Source organism: Nonomuraea thailandensis (assembly GCF_024172165.1).
Lineage (GTDB): Bacteria > Actinomycetota > Actinomycetes > Streptosporangiales > Streptosporangiaceae > Nonomuraea > Nonomuraea thailandensis.
In genome coordinates, this window is the sequence record NZ_JAMZEB010000003.1 from 12457 (window position 1) to 28945 (window position 16489).

The window sequence follows — 16489 nt, forward strand, 5'->3', positions numbered from 1 at the left end:
CATGCTCGCCACCCCTTATCCGCCCGCTCCCCGGCTGGGCCTGGTCGAGGAGATCCACGGGGTCTCCGTCGCCGACCCCTACCGGTGGCTGGAGGACCCCTCCGACCCGGCCACCCAGCGGTGGCTGGCCGCGCAGGAGGCCCGCTACGAGCAGCACGCGGCCGACTTCTACGGCCGTGACCGGTTCCGCCGGCGAGCCGGCGAGCTGCACCGCACCGGGATCGTCGGGCCGCCCTCCTGGCACGGCGAGCGGGCCTTCTTCATGCGGCAGAACGAGCAGCAGGAGTACATGGTGCTGCACGTGGCCGGGGCGGACGGCGCCGAGCGCGTGCTCCTGGACCCGCACGTCCTGGACCCGGAGGGCAGGACCATCATCGACTCCTGGCAGCCGTCCGCGGACGGCTCCCTGCTCGCCTACCAGATCTCCGCAGGCGGCACGGAGGAGTCCTCGCTGTTCGTCCTGGACGTCGAGACGGGCGCGATCATCGACGGCCCGATCGACCGGTCCCGGTACTCGCCGATCGCCTGGCTCGCCGACGGCAGCGCCTTCTACTACGTCCGCCGCCGCTCCGGCGGCAAGGCGGTCCTCCTGCACCGCGTCGGCACCGACCCGGAGCAGGACGCGCTGGTCTTCGGCGCCGGCCGGGACGCCACGACGCACTACCGGCTCAACGTCACCGGCGGGGGACGGTGGCTGACCGTCGCCGCGTCGCTGGGCACCGCGCCCGGCAACGACCTGTGGCTGGCCGACCTGTCCGCCGCGCCGCCGCACGCCCCCGAGCTGCGGGTCGTGCAGGAGGGCGTGGACGCCCACACCGCGCTGCGGGTCGGGCCGGACGGGCGCGCGTACCTGATGACCGACCGGGACGCCCCGCGCGGCCGGATCGTCACCGCCGAGCTGTCCGACCTGCGCTACGAGTCCTGGCGGGACCTGGTGCCCGAGGACGGGCGGGCGGTGCTGTCGGACTTCGCGTTCCTGGACGGCGGCGTGCTCCTGGTGGCCAGGACCCGGCACGCGGTGAGCGAGCTGACCCGGCACGACGCGCGTACCGGCGCGGTGCTCGGCGCGGTCCCCCTGCCGGGGATCGGGTCCGCCGCCTCGCTGTCGGCCCGGCCCGAGGGCGGGCCGCAGGCGTGGTTCGTCTACACCGACGACGTCACCCCCGTCTCGGTGTGGCGCTACGACGAGCGCGACGGCCGGACCACGCTGTGGGCGGCGGCCGGCCAGGCCCGCCGGCCGGAGGTGGTCAGCCGGTTCGTGGAGTTCTCCTCCAAGGACGGCACGACGGTCCGGATGCGGGTGCTGTCCCCGCCGGGCGGCGGGCAGGCCCGCCCCTGCATCCTGAGCGGGTACGGCGGGTTCGGCCGCTCCATGGCGCCCGGGTTCTCGGCCCAGGCGCTGGCCTGGGTGGAGGCGGGCGGCGTGTACGCGATCGCGCAGCTGCGCGGCGGCGGCGAGGAGGGCGAGCAGTGGCACCGCGCCGGCATGCGCGGCGGCAAGCAGAACTCCATCGACGACTTCCACGCCGCGGCCGAGAAGCTCATCGCCGGCGGCTGGACCACCCCGGACCAGCTGGCCATCGTGGGCGGCTCCAACGGCGGGCTCCTGGTCGGCGCGGCGCTCACCCAGCGGCCCGAGCTCTACGCGGCGGCCGTCAGCTCCGCCCCGCTGCTCGACATGGTCCGCTACGAGACCTCCGGGCTGGGGCCGGCGTGGCGGGCGGAGTACGGCTCGGCCTCCGACCCCGAGGAGTTCGCCTGGCTGTACGGCTACTCCCCCTACCACCGGGTCCGCCCCGGGGTCGCCTACCCGGCCACGCTGCTGACCGTCTCCGACGCCGACACCCGGGTCGATCCGGCGCACGCCCGCAAGATGTGCGCGGCGCTGCAGTGGGCGACGGTCTCGGTGGACGACACCATCCCCGTGCTGCTGCGGGTGGAGCACGGCACCGGGCACGGCACCCGGGCCGCCGCCCGCGCGGTCGACCTCATCGCCGACACGTTGTCCTTCTGCGCCACCTATACGGGGCTGGCCATGGACTGAGCGTTCTCGCAGGTCGCCGATACCCGCGCGGAGATTGCGGCGGATTGTGCCGTCCACTTGTTGTCACGTGGCACGTCCTGCCTCCCTGAGTGGCGGGCCCGGATCCTATCTTTTCAATCGCCACCGAAAAGATCAGCCGGAAGCCCCGCATCGGGAAGGAATTAAAATGAACGTGTCCCGCCGCATTGCCACGACGTTCTTCGCCATTTTCGCCGCGGCCGCTCTCGCCTCGTCCCTGCCTTCTTTCTCCCAGCCCGCGCAGGCGTCGGTGGCTTTTGACGACCCGTGGACCGCGGCTCCGGTCGAGCCGGTCGAGCCGGGTGAGGAGACGGAGGGCGGCCCGGTGACCTCCGATGGCGACCCCTGGCACTAGACGACTGGACTTGCGAAGGCGGTTGGACCCTGAAACGCGAACCTCGGCACACCGGCCCGCGGGCCTCATATCCGAAGAAGAGAGAGCCAGAACCGAATTCGGTTCTGGCTCTCTCTCTTTTCATTTGATCCAGCCGCGCTTGGAGGCCATGACGCCGGCGGCGAACCGGGTCTCCGCCGAGAGCATTTCCATGATCGTGGAGATGTGGCGGCGGACCGTGCGCAGGCTCATGCCGGTGCGGTTGGCGATCGACTCGTCCTTGAGCCCGAGTGCCATCATCCCCACGAGCTGGAGCTGCAGCTCGCTGGGCCCGCTGTGGGCGGAGGGCGCCGGAGCCACCTCGGCGCCGGCGGGCGAGGCGACCGGCGTGGCCCTGGCCCACAGCAGCTCGAAGTACTGCCGCAGCGCCTTGACGATGACGGGCGCCTTGACCAGGGCGATCCCGCTGGCGCCGCTGGGGGTCAGCGGGAGCATCGCGACCTCCTCGTCGACGAGCTTCATCTTCATCGGCAGGTTGCGCATGATCCGCACCTCCTCGCCCTCGACGATCGAGCTCTGGATGACGTAGTAGCCGACCTCGTTGTCGAAGTACTCGGTGGAGTAGACCGACCGGCAGCGGACGTTGCGCGAGATCACGCTGCGCGGCGGCGGGGCCGAGCTCTCCTTGCGCAGCGGCGTGTTGAAACGCCAGGTGTGCAGGCCCAGGAAGTCGGACTGGGCCGAGTTGATCAGGGACAGCGACAGCGAGTGGATCTCCTCCCGGTCGGTCACGATCCTGATCCCCTCCTCGGGGGCCTGCTCGATGGCCCGCTGCGAGAAGATCCGCTGGATGTCGTTGAGCCGGCCGTAGGCCGCGGCGAGCTGATCGCTCGATTCGATCAGCTGCCTCTGCAGGTCGTGGATGATGTCGCGGAAGGCCAGGGTGGGGTCGGTGGGCCGGATGGCGGTCGAGGAGCTGTAGACCACCCGGTGGACGAGGCCGCGGCTTATCAGCTCCTCCAGCGAAACGGGCGAGCCCGCGCGTTCCGCCGCCTCCGATTCGGAGCATTCACCGTGGCTCAGAAATGCCGCGTAGCTGTTGGCCAGCCGCTCGGGCAGCAGCCCGCCCAGAAGGTCACCCATCTCGACCGCGGCGCTCTCGTTGTGCTCTTTGGTCCGTGCATTTTCCGTCACAGATCCCCCGCTGAGCTCTAAGTGCGACAGTGAGCAGCGCGGGCACTATAACACCGCCACATGAGAACATTTATCTGGTAGCCGTACGTAACCGCATCATCTCTACCCGTAATGGGTGTGCTTCTTGTTGCCATCCGGCATCTTCTCCCTCTTCCGGAATGGCCGCGCCGCCTAATGTGCGATTCGCCAAGCCGTGTCGTGCCCGCCAGTGCCCAGGGCATTCGCAACGAACGAGACACCGGTGCCGGGTAAGCGCGCCTGCCGGAAAAGAAACGCAAAGGAGAAAGCACGTGCAAGCACCCCTAGCGGTAATCGGGAGCGGATTCCTCCGGTCGGCGCTCCTTCAGCAGCTCGCCCTCTGCTCGCCCGGCGCCACCGTCCGGGTCCTGAGCCCCGTCGTGCCGGAGCAGGTGCCGGGCCTGCGCCTGGAGTACGTCCGCGGGCACATCACCGACCAGGACGCCCTCTACGCGGCCGTCACGGGCGCCGAGACCGTCGTCCATCTCGGCACCGAGACCACGGTCCCGCACCGCAGACACCGCGGCGCCGGCCTCTACACGATCAACGCCCGCGGGACGGCCGCCCTCACCTCCGCCGCGATCACCAAGGACTGCCGCCACCTGATCTACTGCTCCAGCGCCGAGGTCTACGGCGACGGGCCGGGCCGGCTGCTGGACGAGGACGACCCCCTCGCCCCGCAGAGCCGGGCGGCCCGGGCCAAGATCGTGGGCGAGCGCATCGTCGAGCAGTTCGGCCTGCTGCCCGGCAAGGCGACCACCGTCATCCGGCCCTTCGGCACCTACGGCCCCGGCCAGCCCGGCAGGTCCGTGTTCGGGAAGATCATGTCCGCCGCGCTGACCGGCCGTCCCATCGTCCTGCCCGACGGCGGCACCCAGCTGCGCAACTTCACCTACGTCGACGACGTGGCCCAGGGCATCATCGCGGCGATGGGCCGCACCAACGACGCCACCACCCCGCGTGCCTGCTACAACATCGCCTCGGTGGAGACCTTCAGCATCCGCGACGCGGCGCTGCTGGCCATCGACCTGATCGGCAGCGCCAGCGTCGTCACGGCGCCGCGCCCGTCCTCGCGCCGCAAGCCCCACGACCGGCCCGTCACCGTCCAGATCCCCTCCACCGAGCGGGCCTACACCGAGCTGGGCTTCCGCCCGCTCACCCTGCTCACCGAGGGTCTCTCCCGTTGCTTCATGCACAGCCGGGTACAGGCCCCGGGCAGAGCGCTGGCATATGCCTGACAGGTGGCAGGTAGTCCCTCCCCTGGCTCCGCATCTCGTCTTACCGTCTCAGATCTAGGAGGTGAAACGGTGAATCTCTCCCCGACGGAGCTGACATCCCAGCTGGTCGAGCGGCTGCCCATCCGGCACAGCCCGGGCGTCTCCGACGCCCTCGCCCTGGCCGGGGCCGAGCTGGCCAGGCTCGGGCTCGACCACGACGTCCGCCCGTATGGCGACGCGCAGCAGATCACCGCCACCCACGCGTTCTCCGCCGCCGGCCCGCACGTCATCGTGAACGCGCACATCGACATCGAGCCGTTCCTCCACGACAACGCCGCGCAGGCGCCCCGCGAGCCCGGCCGCGTGTACGGGCCCGGCGCCAGCGACATGCTCGGCGGGATCGCCGCGACGATCGCGGTCCTGCGCGGGCTCAGCGCGCGCGACGGCCTCACGGGGCGGATCACCGTTCAGCTCGTCGTCGGCGCCCACCAGGGTGGCGCCGGCACCACCGACCTCCTGGCAGGCCTCCTGGCCGGCCAGGTCACCGGGCAGGGGCTGCCCGCGCCGGACCTGGCCGTCATCCCCGAGCCCACGGGCGGGCACGTGTGCACCGCCGCCTACGGCCTGGCCCGCTACCAACTGCAGTCGACCGGCGACGCCGGGACCATGGCCATGGCCACCGACCGCACCAACGCCGCGACCCACGCCGCCACCGCGCTGCTCGCGCTCAACGCCGCCGACCAGGAGCTGCGCCGGCTCTACCCCACCCGCCAGCAGTTCCGCTACGTGCTGCCCGGCCTCCTGCACGCCGGCCACGACGCCGCCGAGCCCGCCGCCAGCGCCGTGGTCGAGTTCGCCGTCGCCCTCCCGCCGCTGCTCCCCCACGAGGTGGCGCTCGACGTGGTACGGCGCCACCTGAGCGACCGCTTCGAGGCCGGCGGGCTCCCGCTGCCCTCCTGGGAGAGCGGCACCCCCCGCTTCCCCGCCACCGACCTGGGCCACCGCGCGTTCGCCGAGGTGCTCAGGAACGTCAACCCCGCCCTGGGCTGGTGCCAGTACCCCTGCCCCAGCGACGCCCGGGCCTTCCAGGACGCCGGCGTCCCCGTCGTCCTCTACGGGCCGGGCGAGCTGTCCCGCACCCGGCGGCCCGGCGAGTACGTCGAGACCGGCGAGCTGGAGGAGTTCGCCGCGACCCTCGGCTCCGCGCTGGCGCACTGGCTGACGACGACGGAGGCCCGGCGATGAACGGGCAGGTGCGCGCGGCGCAGGTGTACACGATGCTGCGGACCGGCCAGGACCGGCGGGCCGGGGAGATCGCCCGGGTGCTCGGCGCCGACCCCGAGAGCGTGGAGCGCTGCCTGCGGCTGCTGGCCGACCTCGGCCTGCTCCACTACGGCAGCGACGGCCGGTTCACGGTCGCCCATCCGGAAACGGGCATGTCCATCCTGCTGTCCCGGGCGCAGGCGCAGCTGAGCCCGCCCCCGGCCGGCACGCCCGGCCCGGCGGAGCAGGCCGGACCGGCGGGCGCCGCATCGCGTACGAGCACCGCCATCTCCGCCCGGGAATGGCAGGTGCTGCAGCTGCTCGCCCAAGGCTGTACCGACGAGATGGTCGCCCGCAATCTGGACGTCTCATTGCGCACCGTCCGGCGGGTCACCGCCGACCTGATGAACCGGCTCGGCGCGCGCAGCCGGTTCCAGGCGGGCCTGAAGGCGTCCCGTCTCCTCGCCGAGCGGCCCGCGGGCCGCCCCGACCGCATCGACCGCACCGCCGCCGACCGTCCCGATCGTCCCGCCCATCTGCGTCCACTGCATGTCCGCTCCCATCGCCTCCCAGAGGCACAACGACGTCATCCGGCCATTGCCGCAGCAGGGTGACGGTGACTCCGCAGGTCGCCGAGTCAGCTCACGAGAAACCCGTCAAGTGACGCTACGAAGCGCTCGCTGAACACGTCAACGGAAACTGCATCTACCTGCCGCCGCGATCAGGAGGGGCGAAATGAGTGAGGTAATCCGCGTTCTGTTACCCAACGGATTGCGGCTGGTGCTGACCCCGGATCCGGGCGCCACCATGGTGGGGGTCAGCCTGCACTACGGTGTCGGTTTCCGCTCCGAGCCGGTGGGCCGCACCGGGTTCGCCCACCTGTTCGAGCACCTGATGTTCCAGGGCAGCGAGAACGTGGCCCCGGGCGAGCACGGGCGGCTGGTCCAGGCCGCCGGCGGCTCCTTCAACGGCTCCACCGGCCCGGATGCGACGAATTTCTATCAGACGGTCCCGCATTCGGCGCTTGAGCGTGTCTTCTTCCTCGAGGCCGACCGGATGCGGGCGCCGCGGCTCACCGAGCGCTCTCTTGCGACCCAGCTTGCCGTGGTCAAGGAGGAGATCCGCAAGAACGTGACCGGCAAGGCCTACGGGCGTTTCCCCTGGCCGGTCCTGCCGCAGACGCTTTATCAGCATTTCGCCAACACGCATGACGGCTACGGCGACTTCGGCGACCTCGACAGCGCGACGGCCGCCGACTGCCGGGACTTCTTCGACGCCTACTACCACCCCGGCAACTGCGTCCTGTCCGTCTGCGGCGACTTCGACCCGGGCCACGTGGCCGGCCTCGCCGACGCCTACTTCTCCGCCATCCCCGCCCGGCCGCTGCGGGACGGGCACACCCCCGAACCGCACCGCGACGGCGAATACCACCAGGTCCACCTCGACGAGCACGCTCCCGGGCCCGCCCTGGCCCTGGGCTACCGCCTGCCGGACCCGCAGACCGACCTGACCGGTTACCTCGCCCACATGGTCCTGGGCACCGCCCTGACCGGCGGCGTCAGCGCCCGGCTGAACCGCGCCCTGCTCGAGCGCGACCTCGGCTCGGTCCGGGTCAAGGCGGGGTGCGGGCTCATCGGCGGGCCGCTGCGCGCCCGCGACCCCGACACGTTCGTGGTCAGCGCCTACTACCCCAAGGACCTCGACGAGGAGCGCATCATCGCCGTCGTCGACGCCGAGCTGGACCGGCTGCGGTCCGACGGCGCCGACGACGCGGAGCTGGCCGGGGCGGCCCGCCGCTGCGCCACCCTGTGGAGCCGCGCCCACGGCCGGGTCGGCGAGCGGGCCAGGAGCCACGGCCGCCTGGAGTCGCTGTACGGGGCGGCCGAGCTCACCCACGAGCTGCCCGCCCGGCTGGAGCTGCTGACCACCAAGGAGCTGCAGGAGGCGGCGGGACGGCTGCTCGACGGCGCCCGCGCGCGGGTGACCGTCCGCCCGGTCCCGCCCGACCGGGAGACGGGCGTCCCGGTCCGGCCGGCCCGCGACCCCGGCGCGCTCGCCGAGGTCCCCGCCGACCGGCCGTCCCGCCGGGCGCTCGAACCGCCTCCGCTGGCGCCGCTGCAGCCCGTCCAGCCGAGCCCGCTCAGCGACGTCGTCCTCGACACCGGCCTGCGGGTGGTGGCGGTCCGCTCGCCCGCCGTGCCGCTCGTCTCGCTGCGCCTGCGCATCGCCCTGCCGTGCGCGGACGCGGCGCAGGCCGCCGCGCAGGCGGTCCTGGGCGCCATGCTGCTGCGCGAGAGCCGCTGCCCGCAGGCCGCCGAGCTGGAACAGACCGGATGGACCGTGGTGCCGCTGGCCGACACCCGGCAGCTGGTCCTGTCCGGCGACGGGCCCGCGACCGCGGTCGCCGACGTGCTGCGCGTCCTCGCCGGGGCGCTGGCCGACCCCGGCGGGTACGACGACGGCGACGTCGCGACGACCCGCACGCTGATCGCCCGCCAGATCGCCGCCCTGGCCGCCCGCCCCGCGGCCGCCGCCCGTACGGCGCTGCGCCGCAGGCTGCTGGGCGGCCAGGCCGACGAGCACGCCGGCGCCGCGGAGGTGCTCGCCGTCACCGCCGCGGACCTGGAGAACCTGCACGCCACCCGGATCGCCCCGGCGGCCGCCAGCCTCGTGCTGGTCGGCGACCTCGACCCCGACGACGTCCTCGGCGAGGTCGCCGAGGCGCTGGCCCCCTGGCGGCGCGCCTGCGGGGCACAACCGGAGCCGGCGCGCGGGCCCGCCCCGGTCCAGGAGGCCGGGCTCGAGGTGATCGACGACAAGAGCACGGCGCAGACCCACGTGCGCTTCGGCGCCCGCTGGCCCGCCCCCGACCATCCCAGCTTCCCGACCCTGGAGGTGGCCAACGCGGCCTTCGGCGGCTACTTCTCCTCCCGCCTGTCCACCGAGCTGCGCGAGAAGCGCGGCCTCACCTACTCGGCCAGGTCGGTGATCGAGCCGGAAGCGGACGGATCGATGCTGCTGGTCAGCTTCGAGGCCAGGAGGGAGGTCGCGGACACCGCGATCACGGAGTTCCACCGCCTCATCGAGAAGCTCGCCGAGAGCCCGTTCGACGTGGCCGAGTTCGAAAGCGCCCGCGACCACCTGGTCGGCCAGTGGCTGGCCGGCGTCGGCAGCCAGGGCGACCTGGCCAACACCATCTCCGGACGGCTCGCCCTCGGACTGCCGCCCACCGGCGTGTTCGAGTACAGCGAGAAGCTCGCCACCGTCCGCCACGAGGACGTCCGCACCGCGAGTCAGGAGTTCCTTGCCCCCGGAATCTTCACCGGAGTCGCCCTCGGCGACGCCGACAGCATCCCCACCTACAGGTAAGGCTGAGAAATCCATGATCACACACGAGGTTTCACCAGCGATGATCTCGGACGGCACCCGGGGCGCACCCGCCATCGAGGTACAAGACCTGCGGCAGAGCTACGGCGACTTCGAGGCCGTGCGCGGCATCTCCTTCCAGGTCCAGCCGGGCGAGCTGTTCGCGCTGCTGGGCACCAACGGCGCCGGCAAGACCACCACCATCGAGGTCCTGGAAGGGTTCTCGGCCCCCACCGGCGGCGCCGTGAAGGTGCTCGGCCACGACCCGTTCAAGGAGCGGGCCAGGGTCCGCGCCCGCACCGGCCTGATGCTGCAGGAAGGCGGGTTCTTCGGCGACCTGACCGTGGACGAGACCGTCCGGTTCTGGCGGGACGTCTCCCCGCGCAAGCCGCACTCGGCCGTGGAGATCCTGGAGCGGGTCGAGCTCGCCGACAAGGCGGGCGTGCGGGTCAGGCAGCTGTCCGGCGGGCAGAAGCGCCGCCTGGACCTGGCCCTGGCCACGCTGGCCCAGCCCGAGGTGCTGTTCCTGGACGAGCCCACCACCGGCATGGACCCCGAGGCGCGCCGCAACACCTGGACCCTCATCCGGGACCTGGTCGCCGCCGGCACCACCGTCCTGCTGACCACCCACTACCTGGAGGAGGCCGAGCAGCTCGCCAGCCGGCTGGCCATCATGCACGCCGGCCGGATCGAGCTGTCCGGCACGGTCGCCGAGGTGGTGGCCGCCCACGGGCACAGCATCCGCTTCCAGCACCCCGCCCAGGTGGCCGCCCGCCACCTGCCCGTCCTGGGCGGCGTGCAGCCCCAGGTGGAGCGGGGCACGGTCGAGTACCGGCTCAGCCCCGACCCCGTCGACACCCAGCAAGCCCTGGCCCGCCTGCTGGCCTGGGCGTCCGAACACCGTCTCGTCCTGACCCGGCTCGAGGTGCGCAGCGCCTCCCTGGAGGACGTCTTCCTGGAGGTGGCTCATGGCGCTTAACCAGCCCCAGCCCCTGGCCTTCGACCCGTCCCAGCTGATCGGCCACACCTGGAGACTGGCCCGGCTCGACCTGACGCTGCTCTTCCGCAACCGCATGGCGTTCTTCACCGCCATCGCCTTCCCCCTGCTGCTGGGCAGCGTGGCGCTGCTGCTGCGCAGCGGCTACGTCTCCGGCGTCTCCACCGGCCTCTACACCCTGACCGGCATGCTCGCCCTGGCCGGCTTCTTCGTCACCTTCATGCACCTGACGACAGTCTTCACCGTCCGCCGGGAGGAACTGGTCCTCAAGCGCATGCGCGGCAGCGTCCTGTCCGAGGCGGCCATCTTCGCCGGCAGCGGCCTGGCCACCACCCTGGTCTACGTCGTGCAGGCGGCCGTCCTGATCACCCTGAGCATCACCACCCTGGGCGGGCACCTGCCCCGCAACCTGCCGCTGCTGTTCCTCGGCGTGGTCCTGGGCTCGGTCATGTTCGTCCCGCTGGCGGCCGCCCTGTCCGGCGTCACCAAGAGCGGCGAGTCCGCGCAGATCACCGTGCTGCCGGCGATGCTGGTCCTGGCCGCCACCTCCCAGGCCAGCTTCCCGCTGTCGGGCATGCCCGAGCTGCTCCAGCGCATCGCCGCGTCCCTGCCGCTCTCCCCGGTCGTGGACGTCATCCGCATCGGCTACTTCGGCCTCGACTTCACCGAGGGCGCCCCGCACCCGGCGGTCGGCTTCGCCGAGTCGTGGGGCGCGGCCGCGCCGCGGCTCCTGCTCATCTGGGCGTGGATCGTCGTCGGGACGCTGATCGCCCGCAAGTACTTCCGCTGGGAGCCCCGCCACGGCTGACAGCCCGCCTTGTGACCAGCTCTTCTTCCCAAGCTCCTTGATCACGATCAAGGGTGAGGTTCATATTCCGCGACGACGGGGCTCCGCCGGGACGCCGGAGGAGCCCCGTCGTCCCGCATCCCCTGGAGCGAGCGATGACCAGCGATGACGACGACTTCGAGTTCGCCTTCCCCCGATCCTGGACCGGCCACCGGCCCCGGGCGCACCGGCCCTGGACCGGCCGCGACGGCCATGCCGTGCGCGTCGGCGACGCCGAGCGCGACGCCGTGGCGGCCGCCCTGCGCGAGCACTACGCCCAGGGCCGGCTCACCGGCGAGGACCTCGACGAGCGCCTGGCCGCCGTGCTCACCGCCCGGTACGCCGAGGACCTGCACCGGGTGACCGCCGACCTGCCCGGGCCCGCCATGCCCGGCCCGCCCACCGGCCCCACCGGCCCCACCGGCCCTGGCGGGCCCGCCGGGGCCGGGCGGAAGCAGCGGCACGACCGGCTCGCGCCGTGGCTGATCCTGGCGATCGTGGTCGCCGCGCTGCTCGGCGGCCGCAACCACTACCACGGCTCCCTGTTCGTCTTCCTGCTGGTCGCCGCGGGGATCGCGGTGGTGGCGGGAGCGGTGTTCCTGCTGCGCCGCCGCACCTGAACGCCGCACCTGCGCCGCTCACCGGGCCGCTCACAGCGGCTCCGCCTGCCGCCGCGGCGCCGGCCTGCCGACGAGCCGCAGCGCCGCCCGGGCCTCCTCGATCGCCTGCCGGGCAGCCTGCCCCGGCCCATCACCGCCGCCGCCACCGTTCACGCCACCGTTCACGCCGTCGGCCATGCCACCGGCCCGGGCGCCGTCCGGAGGCTCGCCCGGCCCGCCCGGCTGCCCGGTGTGCTCATCGCCCGCGCCGGCGGATCGCGGGCCGCCGCCCACCGCCGCCCCTGCCCACCGCGCAGGCCTGGCCGCCGGGGCCGCCGGGGCAGAGCCGCGGGCGGAGGAGTTCCCGGCGCAGGCCGCACAGGTGCCGCCCCGGTCCAGGTCCTGGCCGTCCTCGCACCGCAGGTTCGCGCACCTGCGCGCCCGCAGCACCGTGATCGCCGCCGCGACCGGATCCCCGACCTGCTGCCCGGTGGCCAGCCACCACGCCCACCGGCGCTCGACCCGCTCGGCGAGCTCGGGCACGCTCCGGCTGACCAGCTCCCGCCGGATCACCTCCAGCACCCTGCCGGAAGCGCCTTCGCCGATGCCCCGGCGCAGGTCCTCGGGCAGCCGCGCGAACACCGCGACCGCCGCCACCGTCGACGAACGCCCCTCCTGCCCTCCGGCCGGGACGGCCGCGCGGGCCCGCCTCCTACGTACCGGTGGGCCGCCTGCGGCGGGATCGGCACCCTTCCCGGAATCTCTTTTCAGGGAGTCACTGAAGGAATCGGGGGATTGAGAATCCCCCCTCAAGGGACTCTCAATCCCCCCTGGCCGGGACTGAGAGTCCCCCCTGCCGCGCAGGGGGGACTCGGAGTCCCCTCTCGATCCCGCGCCCGGGCCCTCCGGATCCCGAGGGCCCAGCGACTTGGGCCGGCGCTGCGGCGCCGCCTTGCCCTTGTCGCTGCGCGCCGCCCGGGGCGGCGCCGCGTCCAGGTCCGGCCGCTGCCGCGGGGTGAGCGGCGGCAGCCCCCGCGCGGCCCGTTCCATGGTCACGTGCTCCATCTGGGCCGCGCTGTACCAGGAGTAGGGGATCTGCAGGTCGTACACGTGCGGCCGGTAACGCCGGTCGATGTAGGCGGCCGCGCTCTGATCCCCCGACGCGATCACGCCGCGCGCCCTCAGCTCCGCCAGCGCCCGCTGAACCGTCTTGACGTCGCACATGGCCGCCTGCGCCAGCGTCTTCTTGGATTTGAAGCCATTGCAACCGTCGTCGGAGGTCCGCTGCGCCAGCGCCACCAGAACCAATTTCTCGGTCTGCGAGCGCACCGGAGCGTAGTACATCGCCCACTCTTCGGACAGATTGCTCACCCACCACACTCCTTCGGCCCTCGGAGCGTGACGGCTAACAATGAAATGCGCGCTTTCCGGGCGGCGTTGGATACGCTCACGCCATCCCTCCTCAATCGGGCTCAGGAGTGGTTGAGGGGGCACGATCCGGCGTGGCGTTCGCCCGCTACACCGGACGGCACGGCGGCCTTGTCACAAGGGGCCGCCGTTGTCGTCTCACCCCTCCCCAGAGTCGCTCTACGTGGCTCTCAGGGCCGTACAGCGGCATTCCTGCGCGCCCGCCCGGCCCGCGGGCACGCGTGAATCACCCCCGAACGAACCCGCATGGATATCGGACGCCCCCGACGTCATCGCATACCAGGTCGAAAGGGTTTATAGGCTATCGCTATTCATTACCGGGACAAGAGCACGCGCTCAAGTATGTTGCGCTTTCCCGGTCTTTCCTGAGCGCTTTCGCCCCGGCCCCGGCCGGCGCCCGGGGCCGGCATTAGAACCGCATTCGGTCATTTCGTGGCGGGCGGTGGTGACGTCCGAAACGTGCCGGTGCCCGCTCCTTCGTCCCTGCTTGGCTGGGTGCCCGCACGCCACGCGCACCTGCCTGAACGGGAGTCATGTCCACCACCACGCTCGCCCGGCCCCGCTCGCCCCTCGCCGGCCGGCTCGCGGTCGCCTCGCTCATGCTGGGCATCTTCGCCATCGTCACCAGCGAGATCCTGCCCATCGGCCTGCTGCCCGCCATCGGCGCCGACTTCGGCGTCTCCGACGGCACCACAGGGCTGACCATGGCCCTGCCGGGCGTCGTCGCCGCGGTCGCCGCACCCGCCGTCACCCTGACCACGGCCCGCCTGGACCGTCGCTTGATGCTGTGCGTCCTCATGGCGGTGCTCGCCGTGGCCGACGTGCTGGCCGCGGTGGCGACCTCCTACGAGGTCATGCTGATCTCCAGGGTGCTCGTCGGCCTGACCATCGGCGGCTTCTGGTCGATCGGGGCCGGGCTGGCAGGCCGCCTGGTGCCGCTGGGCTCCGTGCTCGGCGTCCCGGCCGGCACCTTCATCGGCGGCCTGACCGCCGTGCTCATGGCGGTGTCCCTGTGGTCGCTCACCAGGCCCCGCTGAGCCCGGAACACCAGCCGTTGAATCTACAAAGTAAAGAAAGACGGCTCTTCACGCCACCGCTACGAACCCGGTCACGTGCGGCACCGCGAGCGCGGGCGTTCCCGGCATCGATGTCCCAGAAACATATCGAATGTCCGGTATGCGGGGAGGGGGAGCGGTCTCCGTCAGGGCGCTCACCTGGAAGGGCTGGGGGCCGCGCGCTCCTGTACTTTGTAGATTCACTGTTCCCCTCACGCCTGAGCCCGCTCCCCGGCCGCCCGCCGCCGCGCGGCCACCAGCCTGCCCGGCACCCGAGACTCCCGCGCCGCCACCCACGACGTACGCGCGCCCGCCAGCCGCTCGCGCAGCTCCGCCCGTACCTGCTCCGGCGGCACCGAGGGCGGGCAGGCCGCGCGCGCCTGCTGAGGCCGCGGCGGGTCCGGCTGCACGACCACCCGCTCCAGGCGCTCCAGCCAGCCGCCCCCGGCGTCCGCCCACGCCTGCCGGCGCGCGGCCGCGGCCGCCTGCGACGGCAGCGGCGCCACCAGAGCCCCGTCCGGGCCGATCCAGGCCGCCACCCGCGCCTCCAGCCGCCGCCGCAGCCGCACCAGGGCCCACCAGCCGCGGAGCCCGCCCAGCCCCGTCACAGGGCTGGCCCACTGCCCCTCCACCGGGTGCACGTTGAGCACGTGCAGGAAGTCCCCCAGGGTCGCCCCGAGCTCGAACAACGGCCGCCCGATCCGGCCCAGGTCCCGCGCCGACAGCCCTCGCACGGTCACGTGCTCGGCCCGCACCCGCTCACCCGCCCAGATCCGCTCCCCCCGCGTCGCCGGCGAGGCCGTCAGCGGGAACGGAGCCAAGGTCCGAAGAGGCGGCCTCGCGTTAGGGACAGATTCGGAAGAAAGATCAGCCACTGACAACCGGAGCGTCCGAGTTTCATCCACAGGCTGCTCGACCTGCGGAAACCCGGGCCTCGCGCACCGGGTCTCACACGGCCACGGAACCTCCTCCCGCATCGGGTCCGCCACGATGGCCGCCTGCGTCCCGCGCCGCGGCCGTTCCACGTAACAGGAGCCGTCGTCCACGCCGAGCTCCTCGGCCCAGAACTCGCCGTACAGCGCCTCCAGCACCGCCACCGGGCAGATCAGCGCGTACTCCGCCGCGATGTTGCCCAGCCCGTCATCCCACCGCCCCCACCCGGTGCCCTCCCGCGTCTCCACCGTCGACCCCGTCTGCACCACGAGGACCAGGCCGCGCTCACGCCGCCACTTCAGCCTGTCGCCCAGCGTGGAGCGGGACACGCCGGCATCAGCCATCAGCGACTTCCACGTCATCCCGTGACGGGTCTGCATCCACGGCTCGGTGTTGCGCACCAGCGCCTCGCCCACGAGCTGGAAGTTGCGCAGCCAGTCGCGGCGGTGCCAGCTCGTGCCCGCCATGTAGGCGTCGCACTCCAGCCAGACGATCTTGCTGGGCGCGAGGACGTGCCCGTCCGGGATGACGGGGTCCAGCGGCGGTGAGGCGCTCTGCGACACGCCCTCCGCTCCAGGGCGTACTTCACAGAACTCTGGGTCAGTACTTATGGTGGCTCCAAGCGCAAACAGGGCGCAACGAACAGAGCTGATCGCCATGGCCATCGCAAACCGGGGCGAGACAGCAGGTCCTGCGCAATATGTGGTTGGGAGGGGGCCCCGCTCCGGCGGGGCTCTACTCATGTCAAGGCGGCTCCTCAAGGCAGGAAGCTGGCACCGGGCCGTAGGGCACGGCCGGCGAGTCAAGGAGGGCAGGGCGCGAAGGCCGGAAGGAGCGTGTGCTTCCCGAGCAGGCGGCCAACGGGCCGAACAGCGAGCAAGGCTCATTGCAGTGGGCGTGCCGGGACATGCCGGGCACGACGATCTGCGCAGCCCGGCCGCCGCCGGATGCGACAGGCCTCAGGGCCGGGATGCGGCGGTGCGACACGCCGGAGCAAGCCGGCCAGAACCGCCCCCAGCGCCGCATTTGACGTGCCGTTTTGAACATGGCTGTCCCGACACGCTCCGTCATGTCGCCGGTCCTGCTGGCAGGACGTGTGGTCTACCGGTTACCATGGTGAAGCCTCCTGCTTGTTCGGAGGGATGACAAAGCCCGCGGGCGGCCAGTTAGGCCGGCGCGGTTACAGCCGGACGATCC

General features: G+C 72.4%; 13 protein-coding genes. 10 read left to right on the forward strand and 3 right to left on the reverse strand.

Translation table 11 applies throughout. The features are described 5' to 3' along the window. The first annotated feature begins 1 nt into the window (after window position 1). Together HD597_RS63500 and HD597_RS63505 are read left to right on the forward strand one after the other, a co-directional pair. Window positions 2-2044 carry a prolyl oligopeptidase family serine peptidase gene (locus HD597_RS63500; protein ID WP_253760202.1) on the forward strand — a complete coding sequence of 681 codons (2043 nt, stop codon included), beginning with the start codon at window positions 2-4 and terminating at the stop codon, window positions 2042-2044. Window positions 2045-2210: 166 nt separating this feature from the next. Continuing rightward, window positions 2211-2417 carry a hypothetical protein gene (locus HD597_RS63505; protein WP_253760203.1) on the forward strand — a complete coding sequence of 69 codons (207 nt, stop codon included), beginning with the start codon at window positions 2211-2213 and terminating at the stop codon, window positions 2415-2417. A gap of 120 nt (window positions 2418-2537) precedes the next feature. On the opposite strand, the gene HD597_RS63510 is transcribed toward HD597_RS63505, so the two are convergent. After that, on the reverse strand, window positions 2538-3590 hold the full coding sequence (locus tag HD597_RS63510; RefSeq protein ID WP_253760204.1) for a hypothetical protein: 1053 nt from the start codon (window positions 3588-3590) through the stop codon (window positions 2538-2540). Between the two features lie 290 nt (window positions 3591-3880). On the opposite strand from HD597_RS63510, the gene HD597_RS63515 reads away from it, so the two are divergent. The 7 genes from HD597_RS63515 to HD597_RS63545 all read left to right on the forward strand — a co-directional run bounded on the left by HD597_RS63515 (window position 3881) and on the right by HD597_RS63545 (window position 11897). After that, complete coding sequence (locus tag HD597_RS63515; protein ID WP_253760205.1) at window positions 3881-4846, forward strand: NAD-dependent epimerase/dehydratase family protein; 966 nt, start codon at window positions 3881-3883, stop codon at window positions 4844-4846. Window positions 4847-4915: 69 nt separating this feature from the next. Further along, a complete protein-coding gene (locus HD597_RS63520; protein WP_253760206.1) occupies window positions 4916-6070 on the forward strand; it encodes a M20/M25/M40 family metallo-hydrolase in 1155 nt (384 codons plus the stop codon). Beyond that, on the forward strand, window positions 6067-6702 hold the full coding sequence (locus HD597_RS63525; RefSeq protein ID WP_253760208.1) for a helix-turn-helix domain-containing protein: 636 nt from the start codon (window positions 6067-6069) through the stop codon (window positions 6700-6702). Before HD597_RS63520 ends, HD597_RS63525 begins: the two co-directional genes overlap by 4 nt. Window positions 6703-6823: 121 nt before the next feature. Then, window positions 6824-9457 (forward strand): M16 family metallopeptidase, encoded by a 2634-nt coding sequence (locus HD597_RS63530; protein WP_253760211.1) that lies wholly within the window; start codon window positions 6824-6826, stop codon window positions 9455-9457. 40 nt (window positions 9458-9497) lie between these two features. After that, window positions 9498-10433, forward strand: coding sequence for an ABC transporter ATP-binding protein (locus HD597_RS63535; protein ID WP_253760213.1), 936 nt, complete (start codon window positions 9498-9500; stop codon window positions 10431-10433). Beyond that, the gene (locus HD597_RS63540) at window positions 10423-11259 is read left to right on the forward strand and encodes an ABC transporter permease (RefSeq protein WP_253760215.1); all 837 of its coding nucleotides are present in this window, start codon (window positions 10423-10425) and stop codon (window positions 11257-11259) included. Before HD597_RS63535 ends, HD597_RS63540 begins: the two co-directional genes overlap by 11 nt. Window positions 11260-11393: 134 nt before the next feature. Continuing rightward, complete coding sequence (locus HD597_RS63545; protein WP_253760217.1) at window positions 11394-11897, forward strand: DUF1707 SHOCT-like domain-containing protein; 504 nt, start codon at window positions 11394-11396, stop codon at window positions 11895-11897. A gap of 30 nt (window positions 11898-11927) precedes the next feature. On the opposite strand, the gene HD597_RS63550 is transcribed toward HD597_RS63545, so the two are convergent. Next, window positions 11928-13247, reverse strand: coding sequence for a helix-turn-helix domain-containing protein (locus HD597_RS63550; protein ID WP_253760219.1), 1320 nt, complete (start codon window positions 13245-13247; stop codon window positions 11928-11930). 590 nt (window positions 13248-13837) lie between these two features. Between HD597_RS63550 and HD597_RS63555 the strand changes: the two genes are divergently transcribed. Further along, window positions 13838-14341, forward strand: a complete 504-nt coding sequence (locus HD597_RS63555) for an MFS transporter (protein WP_253760220.1) — start codon at window positions 13838-13840, stop codon at window positions 14339-14341. Between the two features lie 230 nt (window positions 14342-14571). On the opposite strand, the gene HD597_RS63560 is transcribed toward HD597_RS63555, so the two are convergent. Beyond that, the gene (locus tag HD597_RS63560) at window positions 14572-15855 is read right to left on the reverse strand and encodes a hypothetical protein (protein WP_253760222.1); all 1284 of its coding nucleotides are present in this window, start codon (window positions 15853-15855) and stop codon (window positions 14572-14574) included. Between the last annotated feature and the right edge of the window lie 634 nt (window positions 15856-16489).